Genomic DNA, 26243 nt, shown 5'->3' with positions numbered 1-26243 from the left:
GCAAATGAAGTCTCAAAACAAATTAAAATTAGCAGGAGCCCTTTTGGGAGCAACGCTAATGACTGCAACTACTGCAGTGGCTGGTGGAAGTGATGGTAAATGTGGTGCAAGTAAATGTGGAAATAAAACAAAATCTGAAAAAGAGATGATGTTAAAGAAAAAAGATGGAAAGTGTGGAGCTGGAAGTTGTGGTGATAAGGCTGCAACTAAAAAGATGGATGATAAATCTAAAAAAATGAAACAAGCTAACAAAGATGCCGATGCCAAATGTGGTACAGGTAAGTGTGGATAATCTAAAGGTTCAAGTTATGAACAACATAAATGGATTAGGACTTGGTCTTAGAAGAGATTTTCTTCAAGAAATTAATAGCGATGGATTCTTGCCAGATTGGTGGGAAATAGCACCAGAAAATTGGTTTGATATACCAGTTCATCATAGAGAAAAGTTTGAAGAAGTAATCTCGCTAAGACCTGTAGTCGCACATGGTTTGTCATTATCAATAGGCTCAATGGAGCCTGTTGATATGAAATTTTTGAAGAAAATGAAAAAGTTTTTAGATAGATACAATATAGAGCACTATTCAGATCATATCAGTTTTACATCTCTTAGGGGGCATCAAACTTATGATTTATTACCCCTTAGTATGACTAAAAAGACCATAGATACAATTAGTAAAAAAGTTAAAATTGTAGAAGATGTGCTAGAGCGATCACTTATATTAGAGAATGCGACATATTATTATGTGCCAGATTCTGATATGGGTGAAGTTGATTTTTTAAATGAATTGATGAGTAAAAGTGGTGCTAAATTGCTTTTAGATGTAAATAACATATATGTAAACTCTATAAATCACAATTTTAATGCATATGAATTTATAAACAATCTTGACTTATCACACGCTGCTTATATACATGTAGCTGGACACTATGAGGATAAAGAGTTAGGAATGCTTATTGATTCTCATGGAATGAAAGTAAAAGATGAGGTTTGGGATTTTTTAAAATATACACTAAATAAGATAGATATCCCAGCAATGATTGAAAGAGATAACAATGTTCCTAGCTATAAAGCTATGAAAAGAGAGTTTGAAACCATGCAAAAAGTAGTTTGTAATGCGTGAGTTTAATGAACAAAAAAAACTAGTAGATGTTGCTTTTGAAAATGCTAAATTTCCAGTAGATGTTCAAGGATATAAAGTATATAAAGCTTTAGTTTTTCATCGTTTTTTTGAAGTTTTAAGCAATGCATTTCCTCTTTGGTATGAAGAAGTTGATAAAGAAAAATTTAAAAAAAGTCTTTATGAATTTATGAGATATGGTGCTAAAAGTGATGTTATGTGGAAAATGCCAAATGAGTATAGGAAATTTTTAAAAAAGTCCAAATTTTTTAAAGAAACAAAATACTTAAATGACTTACTTTGGTTTGAGTGGATTGAAGTTAAGATTATGATGAAAAGTCGCAAGAGTAAAAAGAGGAAAAAGTTTTCTTTTAAAAATGAGTATAAATTGAGCAGTAGCGCTTGCGTTAAAAAGCTAAAATATAAAGTTTTTGAAAAGGGAAGTTTCAATGAAAAATCAAATTTTTATCTTTTAGCTTATTATGATTTTGATGAAGAAATGGTTTTTTATAGAGAGATATCAGAACTTTTGTATCTGTTTTTAAAAGAGTTAGAAAAAAAAGGTTTAAAAAGTGCAATAAAAAAGATTGCTTTATCAAGCCAAGAGAGCAAAACAAAGGTAAAAGAGTTTTTTAAAACTACTCTTGAAGAACTTTGTGAAAAACATGTAATAAGGATTAAAAATGTTTAAATGTTATAGTAAAGTAGAGGATATAACTAGTAATTTTCAAAGTATTTCGCTATTTTTAGCAAGATTGACTGTTGCTTATGGGTTTTATGAGCCTGCAATGAAAAAATGGGGTGGCATAGAAAATGTTGCAAACTGGTTTGGTTCAATGGGAATTCCATTTCCACTTTTAAATGCTTATGCAACTGCTACTTTTGAATCACTTGGAGTTGTTCTTTTAACACTTGGTCTTTTTACAAGATTGATTAGTATACCTTTGATAGTTATCATGATAGTAGCTATCGTTACAGTTCATCTATCAAATGGTTTTGCAGCATCTGATAATGGTTTTGAAATACCATTTTATTATATGTTGTTTTTGATGATTTTTACATCTTTTGGAGCAGGTAAAATCAGCTTGGATAATTTTTTATCGAAAAAAGAGTAAAATGTTGACATGAAAATTTTACTCTTAGAAGATGACTTAATTTTATCAGATATATTATCTTGCCACTTAAAAGAGAGTGGCTTTGATGTTGTACATGTAGAAGATGGAGAGAGTGCGCTTGATAAGGCGTATGATTCAAAGTTTGATTTAATGATACTTGATATAAATGTACCTAAAAAAAGCGGTTTAGAAGTCATAAAAACATTAAGAGAGTATAACAATACAACACCATCAATCATAATAACAGCATACCAAGATACAGTTCATATGAAAAATGGATTTGAAAATGGAGCTGATGATTACATCAAAAAACCATTTGATTTAGAAGAGCTGGATTTGCGTATTAAAAATATTCAAAAAAGATTTGGTATAGAGGTTGATGATAAGATTGATTTAGGAGATGAAATTTTTTTAAGCCCTAATAAAAACAGACTACATGTAAAAAACAAAGAGTATCAAATAGCAAATAAAGAGTGTGAAATACTTTTGTATCTAAGCTCACACAAAAAAAGAGTAGTATCTTCTGAAGAGCTTATGCAAAATCTCTGGGAATACGAAACAATGCCAAGCGATGCTACTATACGAGTATATATAAAAAACTTACGAAATATTCTTGGAAAAGATAGGATTAAAACTATAAGAGGAAGTGGGTATTACTTTGAATAAAGAAGAGAAAAAAGCTTTAATAAAATTTTTAACGATATATCTTTTTTCGGCTCTTATTTTGGTTTTAATAATAGGCTTTTTATACTATAAAAAGGAACTTGTAGCAATAGAAGATAAGTGCTCCATAGAGATGGTCAATAAAGCGATGATGGTTGAAAAAGACCTTATGAATAGTTTTATGGAGCATAAAAAATATAATTTTAAAGAAGATTCTGGCAATTTACATGTAGGTCTTTTTGGACCTAATGGCGAAGAAATATACTCAAATTTAAAATCTAAAAATGTTTTATTATCTCAAAATGCTTATAGAGATGGCGAACACGAATATCACATACATAAGCTAAACCACCTAATGTATGGTATCAAATACATAGTCATTGAAGGCAATCAAGTAAAAAGTGAAAAATTAAAGCTGATTCTTCTTATAAGTGCTGTCTCTTTTGCTTCTATGATTTTTATAGGCTTTATTGGATATCTATTAAGCAAGATGCTAATTGCTCCTATAAAAGATAGAGTAGAAAAATTAAATCGCTTTATAAAAGACAGTGCACATGATATAAATACCCCAGTTTCAGCTCTTATGATGAGTGTGTCATCTTTGAGAAATAAAGAAAAAATTGATAAAAGAGTTTTAAACCATATTTCAATTAGTGCAAAATTGATATCCCAGATATATAATTCACTTTCATTTTTAGCATTTAATGAGAAAGATGAAGTTTTAGATCAAGAGTTTGATTTAAAAGATAGTGTAATTGAGAGTGTAAAGTTTTTTGATGAAATTGCTAAATCAAAAGATCTAAAGATTATTTGTGAATTAGAATCAACTATGGTTTTTATGGATAGATCTCGTATACAAAAAGTGATTAACAATCTTATATCAAATGCAATCAAATATTCATATCAAAATACTAGGATAGATATAAAACTAAAAGATAGAGTATTAATGGTGCAAGATGAGGGTGTTGGAATTGCCAAAGAAGATCAAGAATCTATATTTAATAGATATGAGAGAAAAAATAAAGAAAGTGGAGGTTTTGGCATAGGACTTGATATTGTAAAAACAGTTTGTAAAGCTTACAATATCAAGATTGAGTTAAAATCAGAACTTTCAAAAGGGACTACTTTTTATCTAACATTTCCTTAAGAGTATTTTTTTAACTCTTTTTTCAAATCAAGAAGTAAACTACCTTGCCTTAGTGAGATGTAATTTCTAAGTTTTGATTTTATCAAGCTATTTGGTGATATATGAAGTACAACTTTTGTATTTACAATACTATAAATATTGGCTTTTGTTTTTATAAGAGTTAAAAAGCTTTTTTGAGTTGGAAGTTGAAATTGCAAAGTCAAATCTACTCCCCAAAGTTGTTTTTTTGAGAGCTCATCTGCTACTTCTTGTTTTAAATCTATGAGTATTGAGTTTTCTGAAATCGAGACTATATGTCCTTCTGCAACTTTTTTAGAATCAAGACTTAAAGAGGCAAAAATATCTCTTTCAGGCTCAACCCTTATACCGCTTCTCTCAACAGGAGATGAATCTAAAAATTCCAACTTACCAAAAGCCATCAGACTTTTTTTAGCATCAACTTTTATGATACTAGCTTTGATTACTGCTGGAATTAAGTCATGTTGGATAAAAGTGAATTTTTCATTTTCATAAAAAGCCATTTTTGATGGCTCTATCCTTACTTGTATAACCCCTTCTATAAAGTTGATTATTTTTACTTTTTCACTTATTGGCAATCCTTGGTAAAAATTAAATAGTTTAACCATTCTTAATTTATCAAAGATTTTTTCTAATACTTTTTTATCATTTTGTGATTCATAAAAGTCAAAATCCAAAGTACCATAAAAAATCTTTTGTTTTTTTGAGAGTTTTGACATAACATAGTATTTATCCAATCTATCAAGTAAACTTTTAAAATCATCACTAGCATCTAAAAGAGTAATGCCAATATGTTTAATATCAACTTTAAATTTAAATTTTATTTTTTTAACCATTTGCGAAACAATTGATTTTGCTTCGTGAATTTTACAATCTCTTAGAAAGATTAAGAATGTATCGTTTGGTTGTTGTAAGATTGAGTTAAAATCTGAATATGAGTGAATAAAACTGATTAAATCTTTAAAAAAGTATCCATTTTCTAAATCTACATCATAGCCAAATTTTACTACACTAAGTGGAATTTTATGAGTTTTTGCAAACTCTATATTTGATTCTATAACACCTCTTGTTAGAAATTGATTTATTTTAAATTCTCTATTTTCTTTCACCTTAAAATCTCCTTTTCATTAAAGCAAAGCTTCAATGAAAATTCCTCTCACTGAAGCTTTGCCCATTTGGGCAAGAAATGAAACCTTAAGATTTTCATTCTTATTTGTGTCAAGAATTTGATATGAGTGTTTCATACTCTCATCCACCCGTGCATTTTTTTTGCTGATATTATATCGTGTTTATCATCTAAATCTATTTGGTTTAATGCTACAAAGTTTGAGTTCTCTAATAAATCAAAGGTTTTACATGTAGAGTCTTTTTTGCACAATATAAAAGTATGCCCAGCATTTTTAAGAATCCTGTATATTTTTTTTGTTATCATGATATCTTCTATATCATCAATTAAAAAAACAAAATCATACTGAACTGCGTGTTTATTAAATTTTTTATCTTCATATGAAAAATCTTCATTTATGATATTTACATGTAGAGTTGCTTTGATTGAGTTGCAAAATTTTTGTAAATCTTGGATACCATCAAAATCTTTAGGGCATATCAAAGATATATAACTTCCTGGATAGCCTGGGATAAGTTCAAAAATCTTTTCAAAATTTTTCATTAGTTTGTAACCTCGTGTAGTTCACGAAACATATAAGCTTCAATGACATCTTCGATACTTTTTTGAAATGGAGCTAGTAAAACGCTAATTCCTTCTTCTAAAAACTCATTAATATCTTCATTTTTACTGCTAAGTATCACATAATCAATGAATTCATTTATATCATCTTTTTTCTTATATGTTTTTATCTCTTTAGTTTCACCACCATCTAAAAGTACAACAAGCCAATTTTCTATACTGTCTATTTTGCATAAATTTTTATCACTATCTGTTGGCATGAGTATGTACATAAGATTCCTTTGGTATAATTATGTCTATTATATCAAATATATTAAAAGAAGAGAGAAAAATGAGCAAGAATTTTACAGATGATTTAAAAAAAGTTTATGAATTGGTTGGAAAGAAACAAAAAATCTTAGGAGATTGGTTTAAGATAGTTGAAAATAAAGATGGTTTTGAAGAGGAAAAAAATTTTATTGATACTTTTTTAAAAAAAATAGGACTTGAGTGCGATAAAGAAAACAGACTCTCAGCCCTAACAAGATTAATTGCACTAAGAGATGAGCAGTTAGTACAATCACTTTTAAAAGAAGGTTTTAGTGAAGAAAAGATTGAAGAGATAAAAGAGATTGCTTATTTGTGGGTAAAAGAGTTTTACTTAAAACATCATGCAGATTTAATCAAATCTATCAAAGAAGAAAATCTTTTGAGTGAGTTTTATATAGCCTTACTTGAAGGTGTTCACAAAGTTGGTATAAAACTAAGCGATTGGCAAAGTAGTTGGACTAGATATATAATCAACATTCAAAATAAACTTTTAGAAGAAAAGTTTAAAGATGAGGCGGTAAAGTTTTTAGCTGATAATAATCTTTTTGATATGTATGAAGATGGAAGTGTTTCAGATAGGTCTTATTCAGTGATTGAGCAAATTGAAGATAAGTTTGAAGTAAAAACATATGCTGAATTTTTCGATAAAGAGGTAAAAGCAGTTGTAAAAGAGCTAGATAGTTTGATAGAAAAGTTAAGTACACTAGAAGATTGTCAAACCAATCAAAAAGAGGCTTATATAGAGTATTTTAAAGCTATAAAAGATGCTTTTAGTGAAAAAGATAGAAGCAAGCTTGTTAAAAAATGGCAAGATGTAGATAGAGCTTGGATGAGAGTTACAAGTCCTATACAAGTTGGACATCCTTTGGAGTATTATGAAGATCATTACAGAAAAGCAGTTGCGCTAGAGTGGGATGTTAGGATTAGTAATCCAAAAAATATAGGAGCAAATAAAACATATAAAAATATCCTTTACATGTATAACTCCTTATTTGAAAAAATAAATCATAAAAACAAGCATGTTTTAGATATGTGTATATCAAATCTAAATCGAGTTGGACTATATATTGGAAGACCAGCACTTTATTATGCAGCAGAATTTAATGGGCTTTTTTCAGCTCAAGTTGTGCCAAATGATGAACAAGTTACAAAAGAGATGGGCAAAAAAATATTTGCTTTTAGTGACAATATATTAGATTCTTTAAGAGCAAAGCCATTTTTAAAGATTCAAAATAGGATTTTTGGTAAAGAGTTTATGGATCACGAAAGAGAGCTCATATTTAAAAAACCAGAAATTTGGCATAAAGTTTACGAAGTAAGCACTATTGGGCATGAATATGGTCATATCTTATGGCTAGATAGCGATAGCGAAAGCAGGATGAATAAAAGTGGAGTTTTTAAAAATATAGAAGAATTTAAAGCTACAACTGGTGGCTTGATGGCATTTTTTATGAATGAAGATGAAGAGATTAAAGAGTATATTTTAAGCGATCTTATAAAAAGAGCAGTTGGATTAATTGCTTGGATGCAAACAGGAGAAGTAGAGCCATATTATTGTGAAGGATTGATTCATTTAAGTGGATTGTTTGAAACAAAAGTTTTAAGTTTTGATGGAGAAAATTTAAAAATAAAGCTTGAAAATTATGATGAACTTAAAAACTGGTATATAAAAACATATACCAATTTAGCAACTCATTATCTTGATAAATTAGATGCAAATCTTTTCTTAGAAAAATATGCAAAAAAAGAAAATGGTGTTTATAAACCAAGTGAAGAAAAAGTTAGAGATTTTGTAGATTTTTATTGGAGTTTACATCAAAGTATGGGAAGAATTGTTGATGATGAGGTAAAAAAAGAGGATTGGTTATAAAAAATTTATTAAATTATAAAAGAAGTCCAAAATATCATATACTTTTTATAAGTAAAGCGTTATAATTTCATAAGTGATACCATCTTTATAAAGAATCGTTGTGAGAAAACATTTAGCTGAACAAACTGTTATTTTTTTTAGTGTTGCAAAGTGGCTTGTGCTATCTTCTGCTGTTGGAGTTATGATTGGCGCTCTAATGTCAATTTTTATAAAGCTTTTGCATTTAGCAGAACACACTAGAGGCGATGTTCCTTTTCCTTATTATTTACTTTTGCCCTTTGCTTTGGTGCTTACTATTTGGATAGTAAAAACTTTTGATAAAACTGCAACAGGTCATGGAACTGAAAAGGTAATTGAAGCTATTCATAAAAAAAATGGACTTATAAACATAAAAGTAATTCCTGTGAAATTAATGGCAACGCTTATTACAATTTTTGCAGGTGGTTCAGTTGGTAAAGAAGGACCTGGTGCTCAAATAGGAGCAGGGGCTGCTTCTTTTGCTTCTACAATTCTAAAATTTTCAGAAAAAGATAGAAAAAAACTTGTTATTTGTGGTATCAGCGCAGGTTTTGCATCTATCTTTGGAACACCAGTGGCAGGAGCTATTTTTGGGATAGAAGTGCTTATCATTGGTGTAATTATGTATGATGTACTTTTACCTTCTTTTATTGCAGGATTTGCTGCTTTTACAACTGCTCAGTTTTTAGGAGTTCACTATACTTACTATGATGTTGATTTTTTTAGGAGTTTAAATTTAAACTTGGTTTTAATTGGAAAGGTTGTAATTGCTGGTATATTTTTTGGGATAGTTTCAGATTCTTTTATAACTGTTATTAATTCAATCGAAGCTTTTATTAAAAAAATTCCATATAGTGATTATAAAAAAGCATTTGTAATTGGCTTGATTATGGCACTTTTTTCACTTATTTTTACTGACAAATATCTAGGTTTGGGTTTAGATACAATCGCTGATGCTTTTCATGAAAATGTAGTTTTAACTGAAAATATTAGTTGGTATGATTTTATTATAAAAACTATATTTACTTCATTGACTTTAGGGGCTGGAGGAAGTGGAGGTATTATCACTCCTATTTTCTTTGTAGGAGCTACTAGTGGTGTAACATTTGGTCATATCATTGGAGATAATATTGAGCTTTTTGCTGCACTTGGTTTTGTAAGTGTACTAGCAGGAACCACAAACTCGCCGATTGCTTCAATAATCATGGCCGTTGAACTTTTTGGAACCCAAATTTCTCATTATGCTGCTGTTAGTGTTGTAATCTCTTTTTTGATTACAGGACATAGGAGTGTTTTTCCTTCTCAAAAGATTGCTCTAACAAAAGCAGACAATATTGACTTGGGTGAAGGAGATGATATCGAACATACTCCAATTAGTGTCAATATGGAAGATATTGAAAAAGTCAAACATATAAGAAGTAAACTAAGATATAAAAGCTTAAAATGGCAAGTTAAACATCATAAACATCATAAACAAGATAAATAATTATAAACTTTTATATAGTGTGTAAGCTATAAAAAACATTACAAAAGATGTGAAAAGATCAAGTAGCTTCCAAGTAACTGGCTTTTTAAAAAATGGTATCAAAATCCTACTACCATATGCTAGAGTGAAAAACCAAACAAATGAAGCAGAAGATGCACCAAAAGCAAAGAGATTTTGCTCTATCCCCTTAAATTGACTTCCAATTGTTCCAATTAGCACGACTGTATCTAAATATACATGAGGGTTAAAAAAAGTCAGTGAAAAGATTGTTAAAACAATTTTCATTGTAGATTTTTTTGTATTTTTTACATGTATATCAAGGGAGTGTTTATTTAGTGCTGATTTTAATGCAAGAAAACCATACATAATCAAAAAAACAATACCAAACCATGTAATATAAGTGATAAAAGATGGAAAAATTTCTAAAAATTTACCAACACCTTTTACTCCTAGGAGTATAAAAAAAGTATCAAGTAATGAGCAAATTAGAGCAACTATAAAAACAGATTCTTTTAGTAAACCACGCTTTAAAACATATATATTTTGAGCACCAATAGCTACGATTAGACCTATACTGATTAAAAAACCTTGGATTATTATATGCAAAAAAATTTTCCTTATTATTGTTAAGCTATTACAAAAAGCCAAGCAGATAATAGAATAAAAACAATAAATACATAATTAAAGATTATCTGCTCAAGCCTTTTTGATTAAAAAAATATTCGTGATTTTATTTCAAAAGGAGGTGGTGGCCTGAGGCGGAATCGAACCACCGACACGATGATTTTCAGTCATCTGCTCTACCGACTGAGCTATCAGGCCATCTTGTTTAGGAGATGAAAGTATACCCAAATAACTTTAATTTTAGCTTATTGTCTAGGTTTTTCGAAACTAAAAATTTAATACTTAAGCTAAACTTATAAAGTAATATTATTGTTGCATAAATATTATATCTATTTTAAGCTTATTTGTAGTAATATAACTTATTATAATGTAAGGAAAAGATTAAAGTGAGGTTTAAAAATTTATTTTTTGTATCAATTCTTTTCTTATCAAGCACTCTGTTTGCAAAAGATATTGATTCTTTACTTAGTGAGTTAACAAGAAAAGATGATTTATCAATATATACAAAAAAAGATACTGCCGGATTTATCACTATTTTTACTCGTGAAGATTTAGATCGTATGAAAATTAGATCTTTGGATGAACTGATAGATAAAATCCCATTTTTAAGAAACAAACTTGATAACCTAGGACTAAATGACGCTTTTTATAAACCATATCAGATAAGTAATCCATCAAGGCTACGTTTATTTATAAATGATAGAGAAATTTTGACACCTCTTTTTGGCTCTGGTTTAAGACTTTTAGGCCAGATGGATACGAGTTATATTGATCATATTGAAGTGTATCATGGAATTCCATCTTATGAAATAGCAATAGAGCCTTCAGTAGTTGTTATAAAAGCATATACAAAGATAGGTAAGAGAGAAAATACAACAACTTTTGGAACATCTGTTGGAAATCATGGAACTTATGATGCTTATGTATATAAATCTGAAAAATTAAAAGATTATTCATATTTTGCTTATGTAAATCGCAGAGATTTACAAAGAGATAAAGTACAAAATTTGGGTAGTGAGTTATCTCGCGATAAAAAGACAACTCATGTGTATGGACAGTTTTCTAATGAAAATTCAAATTTTGAGATTCAAGCAATAGATGGAAGTTTAGATGCTTTTGCAGGTGACAGTTGGAATATGACGCCTAAAACAAATGGCGTAGATTTTAAGTATCTTTCTACAAGTTACTCTTTGGCAAATTTGGATAAAAGTTTAAAAGCAACTTTTAATTACTCGTTTTTAACAGATAAACGTATAGAATCATCTACTTCACCATTAGGGTATCTTCCTTCTACAGTTTTTCCTTTTTATTCACTATATTATGATGCAAATATAGAATCAACAGAACATTTATTTGATGCTAAAGTCACTAAAAGATATAAAATCAATGATACGTCATATTTACTTGGTATAAGTAATAGATTTAAAAAATTTACTTTCGATAAATATGAGCTTGGAGGAACTGACTACTCTTCAAGATATGATTATAATCAAGAAGACGTACTATCTCTTTTTGCAGAGGTAAATCATCAATTAAATGAAAACAACAATATAATATTATCTATCAATGGGCAAAAATATTTTGAAAATGCAAACATAGATGATGAAGTCATATATGGTACTAGATTAGGGCATATTTATAAAAAAGACAATTTTATTCAAAAATCATTTATTTTTTATGGAAAGTTTCATCCATCTCCATTGGCATTGTTATCTAATGATCTATTGACAAATGGGTCAAACAAATTAGATTCAGAACTTGCTTATAGTATCTCTACTAAGTCTTTATGGACAAATGATGATATGGAAAACTCTTTGTTTTTAGCAAGGTCATATTATAAAAATGCTATTTATTTTGATGGAAACTATCATAATTCAATGGATAGATATGTATATGATACTATTTCTTTTGAGAGTAAGTACTTTATAAACTCTCATGATAAAATTGATTTAAATTTATGGACTATAGTGGTTGACAATGGTCAAAGTTCTAGCGACAGATATAAAAATGCATATGGAGGTTCATTATCGTTTTATAAAAAGTTATATCGTTTAGATACTTATAACTCTATCTCTTATGTTAGCGGTGAAAAAGATATAACAGATGGGTGGAATTACAATGCGACTATCACATATCAGTATTCTAAGAAATTATCTTTTTTTATTAAAGGTAAAAACTTGCTAAATAAAGCACTTACTAGTAATTACATGAGCATAAATCCTCTAACTGGCTTAAGAACAGAGCTAAATGGTATCGCAAACGTAGATAGAAGTGTATGGTTTGGTTTGGAGTATGAGTTTTGAAAATATTTTTGATTATACTACTTAGCATATCATCTTTATTTAGTTTTGATGCCTTACAGGTAAAGGCTGAAATAATCTCAAAAATTGCTCATGAGTTTGTACATAAAGATGTCGTAAATATATGTACAGATGATAAAGATTTACTAAAAACAAAAGGATTAGTCTCCTCCGTAAACTATACAACTATGGATAAAGCAGATATAGTTTTTGTATCAGATATAAATTCTATAAGTAAAAATTGTAACACTAAATATATCTTTTCTACATCATATTATTTATATGAAAACTCAACAGAAGTTCTAGGAGTATTTTTTTGGCAAAAAGGAAGACCTAACATCATCATAAAATCTTCAATGTTGAAAAAATCAAATATTAAACTTTCCCAAGCATTTCAAAAATATGTTGAGTAAGTGCTATGAAAAAACTTTTGTTTTATAGCAAAAATTTATTTTTTATCATCTCAAGTATAGTTTTTTTTGGAAGCTTATGCCTTTATATTAGTTTTAAAAATGTAATAGGTCAGCAACAAACTAAAATTCATAGCATTGAAGTAAATAGAGCACATAAAACTGCAAAAACAATTATTCCACAGATTAATTTATATACCAACAATTCAATATCGAATGTTATCAATGATGCTACAATAGAGCCTGATTTGAGTAGGATTTTATCTTATTATAGAAATGATGAGTTTAAATATATATATCTTGTTTTTATAGATAAACATGGAGCATTTCGTTATCTTGCAGATGGTTCAAAATTAGAAGATAAAGCTACTTTTCATCAAAAATTTACTCCTAGTAAAGAGAGACTTTGGGAGAAAGTTTTAGCTAAAAAAGTAGATGTATATGATATACAAGATAGTGCTGAAGGATTATGGTTAACTTACTTATCACCTATTGTTGTAGATGGAAAAGTAAAAGCTATCCTAGCTTTAGATATATCAACTAAAGAGTATCAAGAATTTATTAAATTATTAGCACCTTTGGAAAACTTTTTAAGCATATTTATATTTGCTTTGGCAATTATCTTTTTTGTCATCTTATTACAAGGTTATCTTTATTATAAGCAGTATAAAAATAGTATGTTTGATTCATTAACAAAGCTCTATAATAGATACTTTTTAGAGGACACGTCAAACAAGTTAAATAAAAACAATTTAGCTATTTTTATGATAGATATAGATTTTTTTAAGAGTGTAAATGATAAATATGGCCATGATGTAGGAGATATGGTTTTACAATCAGTAGCAAGAAAATTGTTATCTGCTACAAGATTAGATGATGATGTGATTCGTTATGGTGGCGAAGAATTTTTAGTTTTTATAAAATCTACACAAAATAAGCAACATATACTTGATATAGCAGAGAGAATTAGAGCAAGTATAGAAAAAGATACAATAAGAATTAACGAATCGCTTAATGTAAATGTTACAGTTTCAATAGGCGTAAATTTGGGTGTAAAATCGTCTCAAAGTATAAATGAAGCTATCAAAAAGGCAGATGAAATGCTTTATAAAGCAAAATTAAATGGCAGAAATAGGATAGAAGTTTACGAGGGGTAAGTATTACTCATCTTCTATTTTTTCTATCTTTCCAGTGTATCCTGCATCTTTTATAGCCTTTAAAAGAGCTTCTTTGCTAACTTTTTCATCGAAAAAGACTGTTGCTTTTTTGCTGTTTAATCTAACTTTAGCTTTACTTACGCCATCTATTTTTTTAAGGCTCTTTTTTATAGCAGTAGTACAAAGAGGACATGTCATGCCTTCTACATGTATAGTTGCAACTTTTGAGGCATAGCTAAATGAAAACAATAAAAACAGTGATAATATAAATTTCATAATTACTCCAATATATAATTTATCCAATATGGATAAGTTGTTAAAATTCCAACTAAAATTGTACCAATTATAAGATATGTTTTGTAATATCTACAAAGTGGTGTTGAACATACTAGCTGAGTTTTTCTTTTTTTTAGATAATCAAACCATAAATATCCAATAAATAAAATAGCAAATATTGTAAAGTATATTTTATATGGGGCAAAAATTTGTAAAAAAGAGAGTGAGCTCATACTTACTCCAAAAACTAAAAATAAAAGTGGAGCCAAACAGCAAGTACTTGCTAAAATTGCTGAGATGATTGAGCCTAAAAATAAAAGAAAAAAGTTTTTATCACTTTTTTTAAAATCAGCGTTTTTATCTAAGATTAGGATACTAAACTCTTTGCTTTTACTTTTTTCTTCTACATGTATATTTTGATTTTTAGCAAATCTTTTTACATTTTCTATTGAAGCGTAAGAGTTGAGTTCAACCTCAACTCTTACGGAGTTATCCAAAGCCTTTTTTACTCTTAAAACAGGCTCAGGACATACTAGATTTTTACAATCTAATTTCATAATTCTTCTTGAGAAGTAAATTTATATGAAAATGCTTTTGGATTATAGTAATTTAGTACTTCATCATCAATTTCACCATAAGGATATCCTAGCATATTTAAAGGAAATTGCGTTGGTTTTGGAGAGAGTACAAAATCTCTAGCCCAGTTAAATCCTAACCAGTTCATCTCCCAGCTATGTAGGTATTTTTCTCTTAATTTTTTTACTTTTGGGTGATTATAGTCTAGTTTTTCAACAAGCTCTAATTTTGTTATATCAGCAGGATCACTAGGAATCCAACCAGCTCCAGCTATGTAGTATTCAGCGCGACAATGTTGCCAAGTTGAGATATTTGCAAAGCCTTTTTCATCTGATTTTCCTAAAGCTTTTGAAAAGTATGATTTACCAAGTCTTATACCAAATACTTCACGAGCAGGAATTCCAGCAGCTCTAAGAAGAGCAACAAATAGTGAACTTATATCAGTACATTTTCCACCAAAATAACCAGTCTCAACCATTTTGCCAGCATCACCAACTCCACAGCCAATTACTTTTGGATCTCTAAAAGTAGTTTCAGTTGTCCAATCATATATGGCTTTTACTTTTTCAAAATTATCTTTGATACCATTTGTGATTTTAAGAGCAGTCTCTTTAATCTTTCCATCAGTTGGAATATGCTCAGTTGGCTCTAGATATTTTTTAACAGAATCAGGAAGTGGAAGGTTTTCTTTACTAGCTTTTTCTATGAGTTTTATATCAACACTTCTCTCTTTTGTTTCTATATCCATAACGATATTGAGTAATTTTTTCTTATCACTTTTTTTCCAAGAAGCAAAAAGTGTTTTTGCATCATATTCATTATTTGTATTTATATTGTATTCATCATAATTACCATCAAATTTAAAATATCTTATTTTTTGATAATCAGCTTGAAAAGGTATTGGATTCCATAGTTTTGCTCCAAACTCTTTCTCATCATATTTAAGGTCAAAGTTCATATTTACTCTAAACTTTCTACTTTTCTCTCCAGCTAGTAGACTGCTAGAAGCCAATGAAATAGCACTTATCCCAATTGCAGAGGTTTTTAAAAAATCTCTTCTTAACATTTGTAATTCCTTTATAGTATAAAATTTGCAGTTTGTGACAGGGAAGTGTTTTACATGTAGAATAACGTACTTTTTGTCTACCCAAACCTTGGGTTATGCAACAAAATGATATCATATTATGATAAATTTAAGTTTAAGGAAAAATTATGATGAAAGCTTTAACCAATAATTTTTATCTACAAATAATAAAAATTATAATACTATTTGGAATGATTACAAATATAAATGCACAAGAAAAACATACAAATGCTTTGATAAAAGAGGATTCTCCTTATCTTCAACAACATGCACACAATCCTGTAAATTGGTTTGCCTGGGGAGATGAAGCTTTTAAAAAAGCTAAGGATGAAAATAAATTAATATTCTTATCCATTGGTTATAGTACCTGTCATTGGTGCCATGTTATGGAAGAAGAGAGTTTTGAAGATGAGGATGTTGCTAAAATCTTAAATAAATACTATGTAAGCATAAAAGTAGATAGAGAAGAAATGCCTCACATTGATAAGTACTACCAAGATGTTCATAATTTACTAAATAAAAGAGGTGGAGGCTGGCCACTTAGTATTATTATGAGTCCAGATGCAAAAGCATTTTTTGCAGCAACTTATATACCAAAAGAGCCAAGATATGGAATGAGTGGTATAAAAGAGCTACTTTTAAAAATTGTTGGAATTTACCAAAGTGAACCTAAAAAAATAATTCAGAGTTCTTTAGAAATTGAAAAAGTTTTGAAAGACTCAAGACTAGCTAGTGCAAAAAAGAGTGTTAGTATTGATGATAAAATTATAAAAAAATTTGTAAGTGAAGTTAGTAGTTCTTATGATGAAAAAAACAAAGGTATTGGAGGTGCACCAAAATTTCCGCATGCTTCAACCATGCAAACACTTTTGGATATTTATGAGGTTTATAGTGACAAAAGAGCTCTTAATATGGCTACTAATATGCTAAGAGCTATGGCAAAAGGTGGAATAAATGACCAAATTGAAGGAGGATTTTTTAGATACAGTGTAGATGAATCTTGGATGATACCTCATTTTGAAAAAATGCTTTATACAAATGCTGAACTTTTGAGCTCTTACGCAAAAGCATATGAGATAACAAATGATGAGTTTTTTAAAGAGCAAGTTGAAAGTATTGTCAATTTTGTGGAGGCTAGATTTGAAAAAGATGGACTATTATTTAGTGCAAGTGATGCAGATAGTTTAGTAGATAATGAAAAAGAAGAGGGAGCTTACTTTGTTTTTGATTATGAGGAAACAAAAAGCTATCTTGAGAGTTTGGGTTATAAAAACTCTAAAGAGATATTGGGCTACTTTAATATAAATAAAATAGGAAATTTTGAAAACAATACAAATAATCCTTATATAACATCAAACAAAAAACCAGAGAATTTACAGCAGATAAAACATGATTTAAAAGCCTTAAGAGCGAAAAAAGAATATCCTTTTATTGATTACAAGATTTTGACATCTTGGAATGCTATGTATATATCTTCATTATTTGAAGCTGGTTTGAATGAAAAAGCAAATTTTCTACTTAATACACTTATAAAAGAGTTACGCATAGATGGAATTTTATATCATCAAAAGCTAATAGGTAAAAAGCCTAAGGTTAAAGCCTTATTTGAAGATTATGCTTTTTTGATTGATGCACTTTTAAAATCATATGAAGTAAATTTGAATGAAGATGATTTAACATTAGCAATTTCACTTACAAAAGAAGCAATTAGCAAATTTTATAAAGAAAAAAATTGGTATATGAGTGATGATGATTTTAAAACAATTGCTTCAGTTTATGATGCTTCATATAAAAGTTCATTATCGTTAATGCTTGATAATTTAGAAAAATTAGCCTATTTAAAGAGTAATTTATATTTTTATGAGATTGTAAGAGATAGTTTTAAAACAAATTCCTATATGCTTGATCTCTCACCTAGTAATTTAGCGTGGTTAGTTAGAGCGTACATGTTTTATACCAAAGGATATGTCGTTTTAAAATCTAATAAAGAGTTATTAAAAGATAAAAAGTTATCAGTAGGAATTCTAAAAAAAGTAACCAATGCTACAACTTTTCAAGCATGTGCCCTAAATAGTTGTTTTGCATATTCTGATAATTTTGAACAAATTTTGAAACAAATTAAGGATTTTAAAAACAATTAGTAGAATTTTAAGAAATATAATATTTTAAAAGTTGTATACTTTAAGTTAATTTTTTTTAACTTGGAGTATATAATGCAAAAAAATATTACTTTTTGGAATAGGTTTGTTAAATTTATTACCTTTATCAATCTTCCGATTAAGAAAAAATTTTTACTATTTGGTATGGGCACATTTTTTTGGTTTTTTACTATAGTTACATGTAGTATCTTTGCGCTAACTTTTGTAAATTACAAATACTCACAAATTACAAATACAACAATACCGTATTTTAAGGCAATACAGGTTATTTCTATGAAAATTGATAACATAGAAGAATTTACAAAATGGGCATTCAATGATGAGAATCAGGAAAAATACATGCTAAAAATTATATTTGAATTAAATCAAATAAAAAGTGCAATCTCTGATATTACTATAAATGCAACTCAAAATCAAAATTATAATGCTATAGAGAGTTTAACTTATACACTTTCAAAAGAGGATTTAATTGGAGAACAAAAACTTCAAGCTATTGTTAGTAAAATAAACAATATGGATGAATTACTATCTAAAAAAGGTAAAAATATCTTTGAGCCTTTGCGTAAAGAGATTAAAGAAACTAAAAACATTTTAGAAGAATTTTCAAAAAGAACAAATTCTCAATTAAACAATTACACCCAACAAATCAATAAAATCATAAAGTATGCAATAAATACGATAGGCCTTGTATTTTTAATTGCTACATTTTTACTTTGGTTTTTCACAAGGTGGCTTACAAGAGCATTTTCAAAGCCAATAGAGGCTATGACTCATCAGATACATTCAATTGGAACAGGAGAAGTTGATCTTAACAAAAAGCTAACTATCAAATCAGAAGATGAGATTGGAGTTTTATCAAGAGAGTTTAATAAGTTAGTAGATACTGTTTATGGTGTTACTGTATTTAAAAAAGTTATTGAAGAGGATAGCTCTTTAGATGCTGTTTATACAAGGTTAGCTGAAGTTTTTGAAAAAGAAGCTAAGATAAAAGATTTTAAAATATTTGATGTGAATGTTGCAAAAGAGCAGATGGGTATAGTTCATCCTCCACTTTCAACTGAATCTAGCATGGATTGTCACAGTGAAATACTTCATGATTGCTCTTTATGTCGTGCGCAAAAAACAGGACATAAAATTTCTTCATTGGAGTACGAAGGAGTTTGCAGACAATTTACAAATACTGAAAATAAAGAACATATTTGTATCCCTCTTATGGTAGCAGGAAAACCAAGAGTTGTTGTTCAATTTGTTTTTGATAAGAAAAATAGCGATGAAGATGTTGAAAGGATTAATGAGAAGATATTTAAAGCAGAAAGCTATATAAAAAATTCACTCTCTGTAATTGAAACAAAATTGCTTATGCAAACGCTAAGAGAAACATCACTAGTTGATGGATTAACTGGACTTTATAATAGAAGATTTTTACAAGACCACTCAAACCAAATAATCGCAGGTGTATTAAGACGTAAAAAGCAAATTGGTTTAATTATGTGTGATATGGACTTTTTTAAACAGGTAAATGATGAACACGGCCATGACATTGGAGATGCAGTTCTTAAGGAAACTTCGAGAGTTTTAAGAGAATCAGTCAGAGAGTCTGATGTTGTTATTAGATTTGGTGGAGAAGAGTTTTTGATACTTTTAATTGATTCTGAAGAAGGATTTGCAATTAAAACTGCTGAAAAAATTAGAGAAAACATATCAAAAACAAAATTTCAATCTTCAAAAGCTGGAGCTCTTAAAAAAACTATTAGCATTGGAGTTAGTGAATTTCCAAAAGATACAAACGCATTTTGGCAAGCTATCAAGTTTGCCGATGTTGCCCTTTATAGCGCAAAAGAGACAGGCAGAAACAAATGTGTAAGATTTACAAAAGAGATGTGGAAAGATTCTGAAAAGTTTTAACGCAAACTCTTTAACGGTAAATGTTAGTTTACCGTTTAAACTTATATTTATATTATAAATATTATAATTTTACTCAATGCTGTAGGTCTAGGTCTAGACAAACATGAATTAAGCATGCTTCTTACTTCGCTTTTTCTACATGTAAAATAATTTTCCAGCATAATTTTTAATTTATAAGGATACTACTATGGGCGTAGAGGTACACAAAGAGTTACTTTCTAATATTGGATTGGATGTCGAAAAACATGCTAAAATGATGGCAATGGGGTTAGAGTCTTACAAAAAACAGTTTTTATCACAGCCAAATAGACCAGAAGGTATGAAATATTTTGATTGGTTTATGAGTGAAATTCAAGGAGATAGAATTGCTGAGATAAACAAGCTTAGAGCTGAGAAAAAACCAGCAGTCGGTACTTTTTGTATCTTTGTTCCAGAAGAGATAGTTGTTGGAGCTGGTGGAGCTTGTTATGGTCTTTGTGGAGGAAGTCCAGCGACAATAGCAGATGCAGAAACTGAGTTACCAAGAAACATTTGTCCACTTATCAAATCTGCTCATGGATTTAAACTACAACGTACTTGTGCATACACTCAAAGTTCAGATTTTATCTATGGTGAGACTACTTGTGAAGCAAAGAAAAAGACATGGGAGATTTTAGATAAACATCACCCAGTTCATGTTATGAATATACCTCATATGAAAAGAGAAAAAGATTTAAAATCTTGGAAAGAAGAAATTATCGAGTTTAAAGAGCATATAGAAGAGGTAACAGAAAAAAACCTAAGTCTTGAAGAGATGAAAGAGGGAACAAGAATAGTCAATGAAAAAAGAAAAGCTCTTCAAAGATTAGATGCTCTTAGAGGAATGCACCCTGATGTTGTGCCAATAAGTGGAAAAGATGGGCTTTTTATTACTCAAATGGGATTTTTAGATGATCCAGTTAGATACACACAAAAAGTAAATGAATTATGCGATGAATTAGAAGAGAGAGTAAAAAATAAAGTAAGTGTATTTCCTAAAGATACTCCAAGACTGATGGTTTTAGGAACTCCTTTTGCACCACCAAACTGGAAACTTCACACAGCAGTAGAAGGAAGTGGAGGCTGCATCATCAATGAAGAATCTTGCATCGGGCATAGATATTATAAAGATAATGTAGATTTAGAAAATGTAGAAAGCGAAGATGAACTTATGAGTAGATTGATGCAAAGATACTCACAAGTTGATTGTGCTTGTTTCACTCCAAACAGACCAAGAATTGATAAGATTTTACAAATGTATAAAGATAGAAAGGCTGATGGTGTAATTTACTATACTCTTTCATTTTGTCATACTTACAACGTAGAATCTCATCTTGTAGTAGAAGCTTTAGAAAAAGAGGGAATTCCTTGTTTGCTTATAGAGTCTGATTATTCTCCTGAAGATATGGGGCAGATTAAAACTCGTGTTGAAGCATTTTTAGAGAGTTTGACTTTTAAGAAAAAAGCAGCAGCTTTTAAAAATAGGTAATTGTTTTTATGTTTTGGGGAGTTGATGTAGGTTCGACCTATACAAAAATAACAGGGATTAATAAAAACAAAGAGGTAATAGATACTACGGTTATACCAACTATCGTAAATCAAGATGAGATAGTAAAAGAGTATCTAAAAGATAAACCAGTTGAGATGCTAGTCTCAACTGGTTATGGAAGAAGGATGATAGAAGATACTTTTGCTTGTCCAGTTATCAGTGAGATAAAAGCTCATGCAAAAGGAGCTTTTTTTTGTGAACCAAAAGCAGATATGGTAATAGACCTTGGTGGACAAGATAGTAAAGTAATAAAGCTTGATAATAGCGGTGGATTTGTAGATTTTCGTATGAATGACAAGTGCGCTGCTGGAACAGGAAAATTTTTAGAAATCGCAGCCAATAGAATGGGCTTGGATATGGAAAGTTTTTCTAAAATAGGATTTGAATCTGACAAAGAATTAGTAATCTCAAGTATGTGCGCAGTATTTGCTGAGAGTGAAGTTATATCACTCATTGCTAAAAAAGAGAGTGCAGCTAATATTGCTTATGGTGTCCATGAGTCTATCGCATCAAGACTCTCTTCTATGGCAAGAAAGTTTGCTAGTAAGAGTGAATATATAGTTTTTACGGGAGGTGGGGCCTTAAATCCATTTTTAAAACACCTTTTAGCACAAAAGCTAGATAAAAATGTCATTTCGCCAAGTTCTCCACAACTAGTTGGCTCACTAGGAGCTGCACTGGCTGGATTGGAAGTTAGTTAGGTCAATAGTTATTACTCCACCAATGAATAAACCAAAAGTTCGGTTTATTCATTGGTGGAGTAATAAAATCTATTGACCTTTAAAACTTATAAAACCATCATCATCCAAGCTGAACCAAGAGTTAAGAATACTAAGGTATTAACTAGAGTTACTATACCACCAACTTTGTAAATTTCGCCAGCTTTGATGTAACCACTACCAATATAAATAACATTTGCAGATGAACCTTGAGGTGTAATGATTGCATTGAAGTTTGTTGCAAATAAAAGCATCAATGCTAGCATTTCACCAGGAACTCCAAGAGATAAACCTACTTTTAAGAACACACCAAAAAGAGCAAGCATTTGCGCAGTTTGTGAAACAAAAAAGTAGTGAATTAAAACATAAGAAACAACCATGATTGCATATGCCATTGGCCAACTCAAACCAATAACCATCTCTTTTACATGTTCTCCAATCCAACCCATAAAACCAAATTTATTTAAATATACACTCATGGTGTAAAGAATCGCAAACCAGATTAAAATTTCAAGAGCACTACCACCGTTTTTCTTAAGATCTTCAATTGTAAAGATATCAGCAAGCATAAGTACACCAAGTCCTAATAAAGCAACAACAGTTTTATCTATACCCCAACTTGATGACATTACCCATAAGAATACCACTACTAAAAATGTAATAGACATAATCCATTCATTTTTGCTAAATTTACCCATCTTTTCAAGTTCTAATGCAGCTACTTTTGGTGCTTCAGGAGTCTCCTTGATTTCAGGTGGATAAACTTTATAAATAACCCATGGTACTAAAAAGAAAAGAACGATTACAGGAACACTAGCTGCAAGTACCCAAGAAGCATAAGTAACATTTACACCAAGCTCTTTTGCTATTGCAACACCAGTTGGATTAGCAGCCATTGCTGTAAGCCAAAGTGCGGACGAAAGAGTAATTCCGGCCATTGAGCTCATCATCAAAAATGAACCAAGCTTTTTTCTTGAACCATCTTCAACTTTTGAGCCACTTTGTTCGCTAAGAGCATTTACTATAGGAAATAAAACTCCACTTCTTGCAGTATTACTAGGAAATGCAGGAGCTATTATAATATCTGAAGCCACTACTGAATAAGCAAGCCCTAAGCTAGATTTACCAAATCTCTTAATGATTAAATAAGCAATCCTATTTCCAAGACCAGAGTTCATAAAACCTCTAGCCATTAGAAAAGCTAAAATGATCAAAAGGATAAAACCTTTAGAAAAACCACTAAATGCTTCTTTCGTTTCTAAAGTATGAGTTAAAACTGATATACTAAGAGCGATAATAGAAGCAGTAAAAATAGGCATGGTATTTAGAATTACTGCAATGATAGTAGTAATAAATATTGCAAAAAGATGCCATGCTTGAGTAGTTAGACCAGCAGGAACTGGAGCAAACCATAACAATATACCAAAAAATAAAATTCCAAATTTGGTTAATACTGAATTTGACATTTTCTTCTCCTCTAAAAAATTGCGTAAGTTTATAACTAATTATTTTATAAAATTAATAGAGTTGTAAATTAATATTTATTTTTTAAGTTTTTTGTGTTAAATAAAATATTTTTAGATAAATAAAAATATCTTAATTATAAGTCAATGATGTGGTTAATTTAGATAAAAATGTAAGAATTCAAAGTATGATTTTATTCTAATGCAAGTTTTTTAAACACTTCTCCTCTTTCAGCGTAAGATGAAAATTGATCCAAACTAGCAGCTGCTGGAGATAATATAGCGATGGTTTTATGTGAGTGTTTTTTATGAATTATCGTCATTGCATCCTTTAAGGTATAGCAAGCATGTACCTGTTTATTTACTTCTTTTGCTAGATTTACTATCTTTTCAGTATTTGAGCCTATTGCAAAAATCTCTACATGTAGAGATTTCAAAGCGTCAAAAAGTGGATCAAGGCTCACCCCTTTGTCATCACCTCCAAGTATCAAAAGCATATTTTCATTTTGATATCTTTTTACTGCTTGGATTGTGGCATCTACATTAGTTCCTTTTGTGTCATTTACCCAAAGTCTTCCTTTCTTATCTCTAAACTCTTCAAGTTTATGGATATCAGTTTTAAAAGCATTGATTTTTTCATAGTTAATTGAATCAAATAGGATTTTATCTACACTCATAGCCAAGATTGCATCTTGTAAAAATGGAGTTTTAAAGTTTACTTTGTTTATGTCTACATGTAGAGTTTTTGCTAAGTCGTATTCATCATCATAACTTATTAGTTTTGCTTTTGTAGGATAGTCTTTGTATTTTGAAGGAACGATTGCGATACTTCCTTCTTTCATCCTCTCAAGTGGACTTAGTTTATCTTTTTCATAGTTTTCAAAGCTACCATGCCAGCTTATGTGATCTGGCTTTATAGGTAAGATTATATACATATCTGGAGTTGCATATTTGGTGTAATGTAGTGTGAAAGAGCTAGTTTCAAGTATCCAAATAGGTTTATTTGTATCTAGATTTGCTAGTGGCTCACCTATGTTTCCTCCGCTAACGGCACCTCTTTCTTTCAGTAAATGCTCACACATTTGAGTAGTAGTCGTTTTGCCATTTGTTCCTGTTATCCAAATAGAAAAGGGCATATCTTTTTCAAAAAAATCATACTCACTTACTAGATTAGTTGCATTTAAAATAAGCTCATGATTTGGTGGAAATCCTGGACTTGGGATTTGGATATCGCTTTTACATGTAGAAAAATCTTTTGGAGGAAGTAGCAAATTATCAAATTCATCTTTGCTTTTACATGTAAAGTGATCGTCATATATAAAAGTATTTCCAAATCTTTTTGCTATTGCTTTTGTAGTTTTTCCATATCCAAAAAGTGCAATTTTCATCTTAGCTTTATCTCCATTAGTGCGAGTAAATTTGACATAAGTGCTATTATCCAAAATCTAACAATTATTTTGTTTTCTGCCCATCCTTTGATTTCAAAATGGTGATGGATTGGTGCCATGTGAAAGATTCTTTTCTTTCTTGTTTTAAAGCTTCCTACTTGAAGTATAACGGAGAGGGTCTCTAATACAAAAACAAACCCTATGAGGATAAGCAATATTTCATTTTTAGAAATAATTGCCATATACGCAATAAATGCTCCAATACTAAGGCTTCCACTATCTCCCATAAAAAGTTCAGCTGGATAGCAGTTATACCATAAAAAAGCAGTCAGTGAGCCAATAAGAGCAGCTGCGATTATCACAACTTCACCTGACCCACTAACTTTTGGCAAGAAAAGATAGCTACTTAAAACTGCATGTCCGCCTATGTAGACAAAAACCCCAAGTGAAAGTATGGCAAATATGCTTGGAACTGTAGCTAGTCCATCTAAACCATCGGTTAAATTTACAGCATTACTAGCTGAAATGATTACTAAAATCCAAAAAGCTATAGCAAAAATTTGCATATCAAACATAGGATGTTTTATAAAAGGTAAGTAAAATTCACTGCCCAAATTTGATCCAAAATAAATCACTAAAGAAACAAGTAAAGCACTTATTATTTGAAGCACTAGTTTAGCACTTTTACTAAGTCCAGCTTGGTTGTTTGAGCCTATGATTTTAGATAAATCATCTTTTATTCCGATTAAACTAAAAAGGAGCAGAGTTAAAACTCCACCTATGACATAAACATTGTTATACTTTACACAAAGTGCAGTTGCAATAAGAGTAGAAGCTATAAAAACTATGCCTCCCATGGTTGGAGTATTTGATTTGTTTTGATGTGTTTTTGGGGCTAAATGATATATAGGTTGATTTGCATTTTTCTTTTTTGCCCAAGCTATAAATTTTGGTATTAGATACAAAGAAGCTAAAAAAGCTACAAAAAAAGCAACACCTGCTCTTACTGTGATGTATTGAAAAAGATTGATTGAAAATAGTTTGTATAATCCATAAAGCATGTATGTAGTCTTTCAATTATTTTATTAAAAGCTTAATTTTAGTAAAATATTACTTATAACTGACTTTACATACTATATAGTTTGGTACAAGGTAGTAAATCAAAAGAATAATAAAGGTGAAAT

25 protein-coding genes and 1 tRNA gene are annotated in these 26243 nt (G+C 29.8%); 15 read left to right on the top strand and 11 right to left on the bottom strand.

Annotated features, from left to right (window positions below; all coding sequences use genetic code 11):
- Nucleotides 1-4: 4 nt before the first annotated feature.
- The 6 genes from ACKGJI_RS09480 to ACKGJI_RS09455 are packed head-to-tail and all read left to right on the top strand — an operon-like array spanning nt 5 to nt 4043.
- A complete protein-coding gene (locus ACKGJI_RS09480; RefSeq protein WP_458700043.1) occupies nt 5-292 on the top strand; it encodes a hypothetical protein in 288 nt (95 codons plus the stop codon).
- 16 nt (nt 293-308) lie between these two features.
- Complete coding sequence (locus ACKGJI_RS09475) at nt 309-1121, top strand: DUF692 domain-containing protein (protein WP_458700042.1); 813 nt, start codon at nt 309-311, stop codon at nt 1119-1121.
- Nucleotides 1114-1809, top strand: coding sequence for a hypothetical protein (locus ACKGJI_RS09470; protein ID WP_458700041.1), 696 nt, complete (start codon nt 1114-1116; stop codon nt 1807-1809). The genes ACKGJI_RS09475 and ACKGJI_RS09470 overlap by 8 nt, the downstream gene beginning before the upstream one ends.
- Entirely contained in the window at nt 1802-2233 is a 432-nt protein-coding gene (locus ACKGJI_RS09465) for an HvfX family Cu-binding RiPP maturation protein (RefSeq protein ID WP_458700040.1), read from the top strand. The genes ACKGJI_RS09470 and ACKGJI_RS09465 overlap by 8 nt, the downstream gene beginning before the upstream one ends.
- 9 nt (nt 2234-2242) lie before the next feature.
- Nucleotides 2243-2899: a response regulator transcription factor gene (locus tag ACKGJI_RS09460; protein WP_458700039.1), complete on the top strand. Its 657-nt coding sequence runs from the start codon at nt 2243-2245 to the stop codon at nt 2897-2899.
- Nucleotides 2892-4043: a sensor histidine kinase gene (locus ACKGJI_RS09455; protein WP_458700038.1), complete on the top strand. Its 1152-nt coding sequence runs from the start codon at nt 2892-2894 to the stop codon at nt 4041-4043. Before ACKGJI_RS09460 ends, ACKGJI_RS09455 begins: the two co-directional genes overlap by 8 nt.
- On the opposite strand, the gene ACKGJI_RS09450 is transcribed toward ACKGJI_RS09455, so the two are convergent.
- From ACKGJI_RS09450 to ACKGJI_RS09440, 3 genes are all read right to left on the bottom strand, one after another.
- Nucleotides 4040-5170 (bottom strand): hypothetical protein, encoded by a 1131-nt coding sequence (locus ACKGJI_RS09450; RefSeq protein WP_458700037.1) that lies wholly within the window; start codon nt 5168-5170, stop codon nt 4040-4042. The genes ACKGJI_RS09455 and ACKGJI_RS09450 overlap by 4 nt on opposite strands.
- A 131-nt stretch (nt 5171-5301) precedes the next feature.
- On the bottom strand, nt 5302-5730 hold the full coding sequence (locus ACKGJI_RS09445; RefSeq protein ID WP_458700036.1) for a hypothetical protein: 429 nt from the start codon (nt 5728-5730) through the stop codon (nt 5302-5304).
- Nucleotides 5730-6020, bottom strand: coding sequence for a hypothetical protein (locus ACKGJI_RS09440; RefSeq protein WP_458700035.1), 291 nt, complete (start codon nt 6018-6020; stop codon nt 5730-5732). Before ACKGJI_RS09440 ends, ACKGJI_RS09445 begins: the two co-directional genes overlap by 1 nt.
- Nucleotides 6021-6040: 20 nt before the next feature.
- Between ACKGJI_RS09440 and ciaB the strand changes: the two genes are divergently transcribed.
- Nucleotides 6041-7927 (top strand): invasion protein CiaB, encoded by a 1887-nt coding sequence (ciaB, locus tag ACKGJI_RS09435; RefSeq protein WP_458700034.1) that lies wholly within the window; start codon nt 6041-6043, stop codon nt 7925-7927.
- 100 nt (nt 7928-8027) lie between these two features.
- The gene (locus tag ACKGJI_RS09430) at nt 8028-9431 is read left to right on the top strand and encodes a chloride channel protein (protein ID WP_458700033.1); all 1404 of its coding nucleotides are present in this window, start codon (nt 8028-8030) and stop codon (nt 9429-9431) included.
- Here ACKGJI_RS09430 and ACKGJI_RS09425 read toward each other — a convergent pair whose 3' ends face one another.
- Nucleotides 9432-10037, bottom strand: a complete 606-nt coding sequence (locus tag ACKGJI_RS09425) for a LysE/ArgO family amino acid transporter (RefSeq protein WP_458700032.1) — start codon at nt 10035-10037, stop codon at nt 9432-9434. It lies immediately after the preceding gene.
- A gap of 140 nt (nt 10038-10177) precedes the next feature.
- Nucleotides 10178-10253: transfer RNA gene (locus ACKGJI_RS09420), tRNA-Phe, on the bottom strand.
- A 188-nt stretch (nt 10254-10441) separates the two neighbouring features.
- Between ACKGJI_RS09420 and ACKGJI_RS09415 the strand changes: the two genes are divergently transcribed.
- The 3 genes from ACKGJI_RS09415 to ACKGJI_RS09405 are packed head-to-tail and all read left to right on the top strand — an operon-like array spanning nt 10442 to nt 13922.
- Nucleotides 10442-12358, top strand: coding sequence for a TonB-dependent receptor (locus tag ACKGJI_RS09415; RefSeq protein WP_458700031.1), 1917 nt, complete (start codon nt 10442-10444; stop codon nt 12356-12358).
- Nucleotides 12355-12768 (top strand): hypothetical protein, encoded by a 414-nt coding sequence (locus ACKGJI_RS09410; protein ID WP_458700030.1) that lies wholly within the window; start codon nt 12355-12357, stop codon nt 12766-12768. The genes ACKGJI_RS09415 and ACKGJI_RS09410 overlap by 4 nt, the downstream gene beginning before the upstream one ends.
- Nucleotides 12769-12773: 5 nt before the next feature.
- On the top strand, nt 12774-13922 hold the full coding sequence (locus ACKGJI_RS09405; protein WP_458700029.1) for a GGDEF domain-containing protein: 1149 nt from the start codon (nt 12774-12776) through the stop codon (nt 13920-13922).
- A gap of 3 nt (nt 13923-13925) precedes the next feature.
- On the opposite strand, the gene ACKGJI_RS09400 is transcribed toward ACKGJI_RS09405, so the two are convergent.
- Genes ACKGJI_RS09400 through ACKGJI_RS09390 form a run of 3 tightly spaced genes read right to left on the bottom strand, consistent with a single transcriptional unit; the run spans nt 13926 to nt 15840 of the window.
- Nucleotides 13926-14198: a heavy-metal-associated domain-containing protein gene (locus ACKGJI_RS09400; protein WP_458700028.1), complete on the bottom strand. Its 273-nt coding sequence runs from the start codon at nt 14196-14198 to the stop codon at nt 13926-13928.
- Between the two features lie 2 nt (nt 14199-14200).
- Nucleotides 14201-14755, bottom strand: a complete 555-nt coding sequence (locus ACKGJI_RS09395; protein WP_458700027.1) for a mercuric transporter MerT family protein — start codon at nt 14753-14755, stop codon at nt 14201-14203.
- Nucleotides 14752-15840 carry a transglutaminase-like domain-containing protein gene (locus ACKGJI_RS09390; RefSeq protein ID WP_458700026.1) on the bottom strand — a complete coding sequence of 363 codons (1089 nt, stop codon included), beginning with the start codon at nt 15838-15840 and terminating at the stop codon, nt 14752-14754. Before ACKGJI_RS09390 ends, ACKGJI_RS09395 begins: the two co-directional genes overlap by 4 nt.
- 146 nt (nt 15841-15986) lie before the next feature.
- Here ACKGJI_RS09390 and ACKGJI_RS09385 point away from each other — a divergent pair, with 146 nt between their 5' ends.
- From ACKGJI_RS09385 to ACKGJI_RS09370, 4 genes are all read left to right on the top strand, one after another.
- On the top strand, nt 15987-17999 hold the full coding sequence (locus tag ACKGJI_RS09385) for a thioredoxin domain-containing protein (RefSeq protein WP_458700025.1): 2013 nt from the start codon (nt 15987-15989) through the stop codon (nt 17997-17999).
- A 72-nt stretch (nt 18000-18071) separates the two neighbouring features.
- Nucleotides 18072-19922: a sensor domain-containing diguanylate cyclase gene (locus tag ACKGJI_RS09380; RefSeq protein WP_458700024.1), complete on the top strand. Its 1851-nt coding sequence runs from the start codon at nt 18072-18074 to the stop codon at nt 19920-19922.
- Between the two features lie 187 nt (nt 19923-20109).
- Nucleotides 20110-21429 carry a double-cubane-cluster-containing anaerobic reductase gene (locus tag ACKGJI_RS09375; protein WP_458700023.1) on the top strand — a complete coding sequence of 440 codons (1320 nt, stop codon included), beginning with the start codon at nt 20110-20112 and terminating at the stop codon, nt 21427-21429.
- 8 nt (nt 21430-21437) lie between these two features.
- The gene (locus tag ACKGJI_RS09370; protein WP_458700022.1) at nt 21438-22190 is read left to right on the top strand and encodes an acyl-CoA dehydratase activase; all 753 of its coding nucleotides are present in this window, start codon (nt 21438-21440) and stop codon (nt 22188-22190) included.
- Nucleotides 22191-22276: 86 nt separating this feature from the next.
- Here the strand turns inward: ACKGJI_RS09370 and ACKGJI_RS09365 are convergent, their stop codons facing one another.
- The 3 genes from ACKGJI_RS09365 to mraY form a co-directional block, all read right to left on the bottom strand.
- On the bottom strand, nt 22277-23674 hold the full coding sequence (locus tag ACKGJI_RS09365) for a DASS family sodium-coupled anion symporter (RefSeq protein WP_458700021.1): 1398 nt from the start codon (nt 23672-23674) through the stop codon (nt 22277-22279).
- A 191-nt stretch (nt 23675-23865) separates the two neighbouring features.
- Nucleotides 23866-25059: a UDP-N-acetylmuramoyl-L-alanine--D-glutamate ligase gene (murD, locus tag ACKGJI_RS09360; RefSeq protein ID WP_458700020.1), complete on the bottom strand. Its 1194-nt coding sequence runs from the start codon at nt 25057-25059 to the stop codon at nt 23866-23868.
- A complete protein-coding gene (gene mraY / locus ACKGJI_RS09355; RefSeq protein ID WP_458700019.1) occupies nt 25056-26120 on the bottom strand; it encodes a phospho-N-acetylmuramoyl-pentapeptide-transferase in 1065 nt (354 codons plus the stop codon). Before mraY ends, murD begins: the two co-directional genes overlap by 4 nt.
- Between the last annotated feature and the right edge of the window lie 123 nt (nt 26121-26243).

This window comes from Sulfurospirillum sp. 1307 (assembly GCF_054408545.1).
The sequence above is the reverse complement of the archived record's forward strand: the minus strand, read 5'-3'. Positions and strand labels throughout refer to the sequence as shown.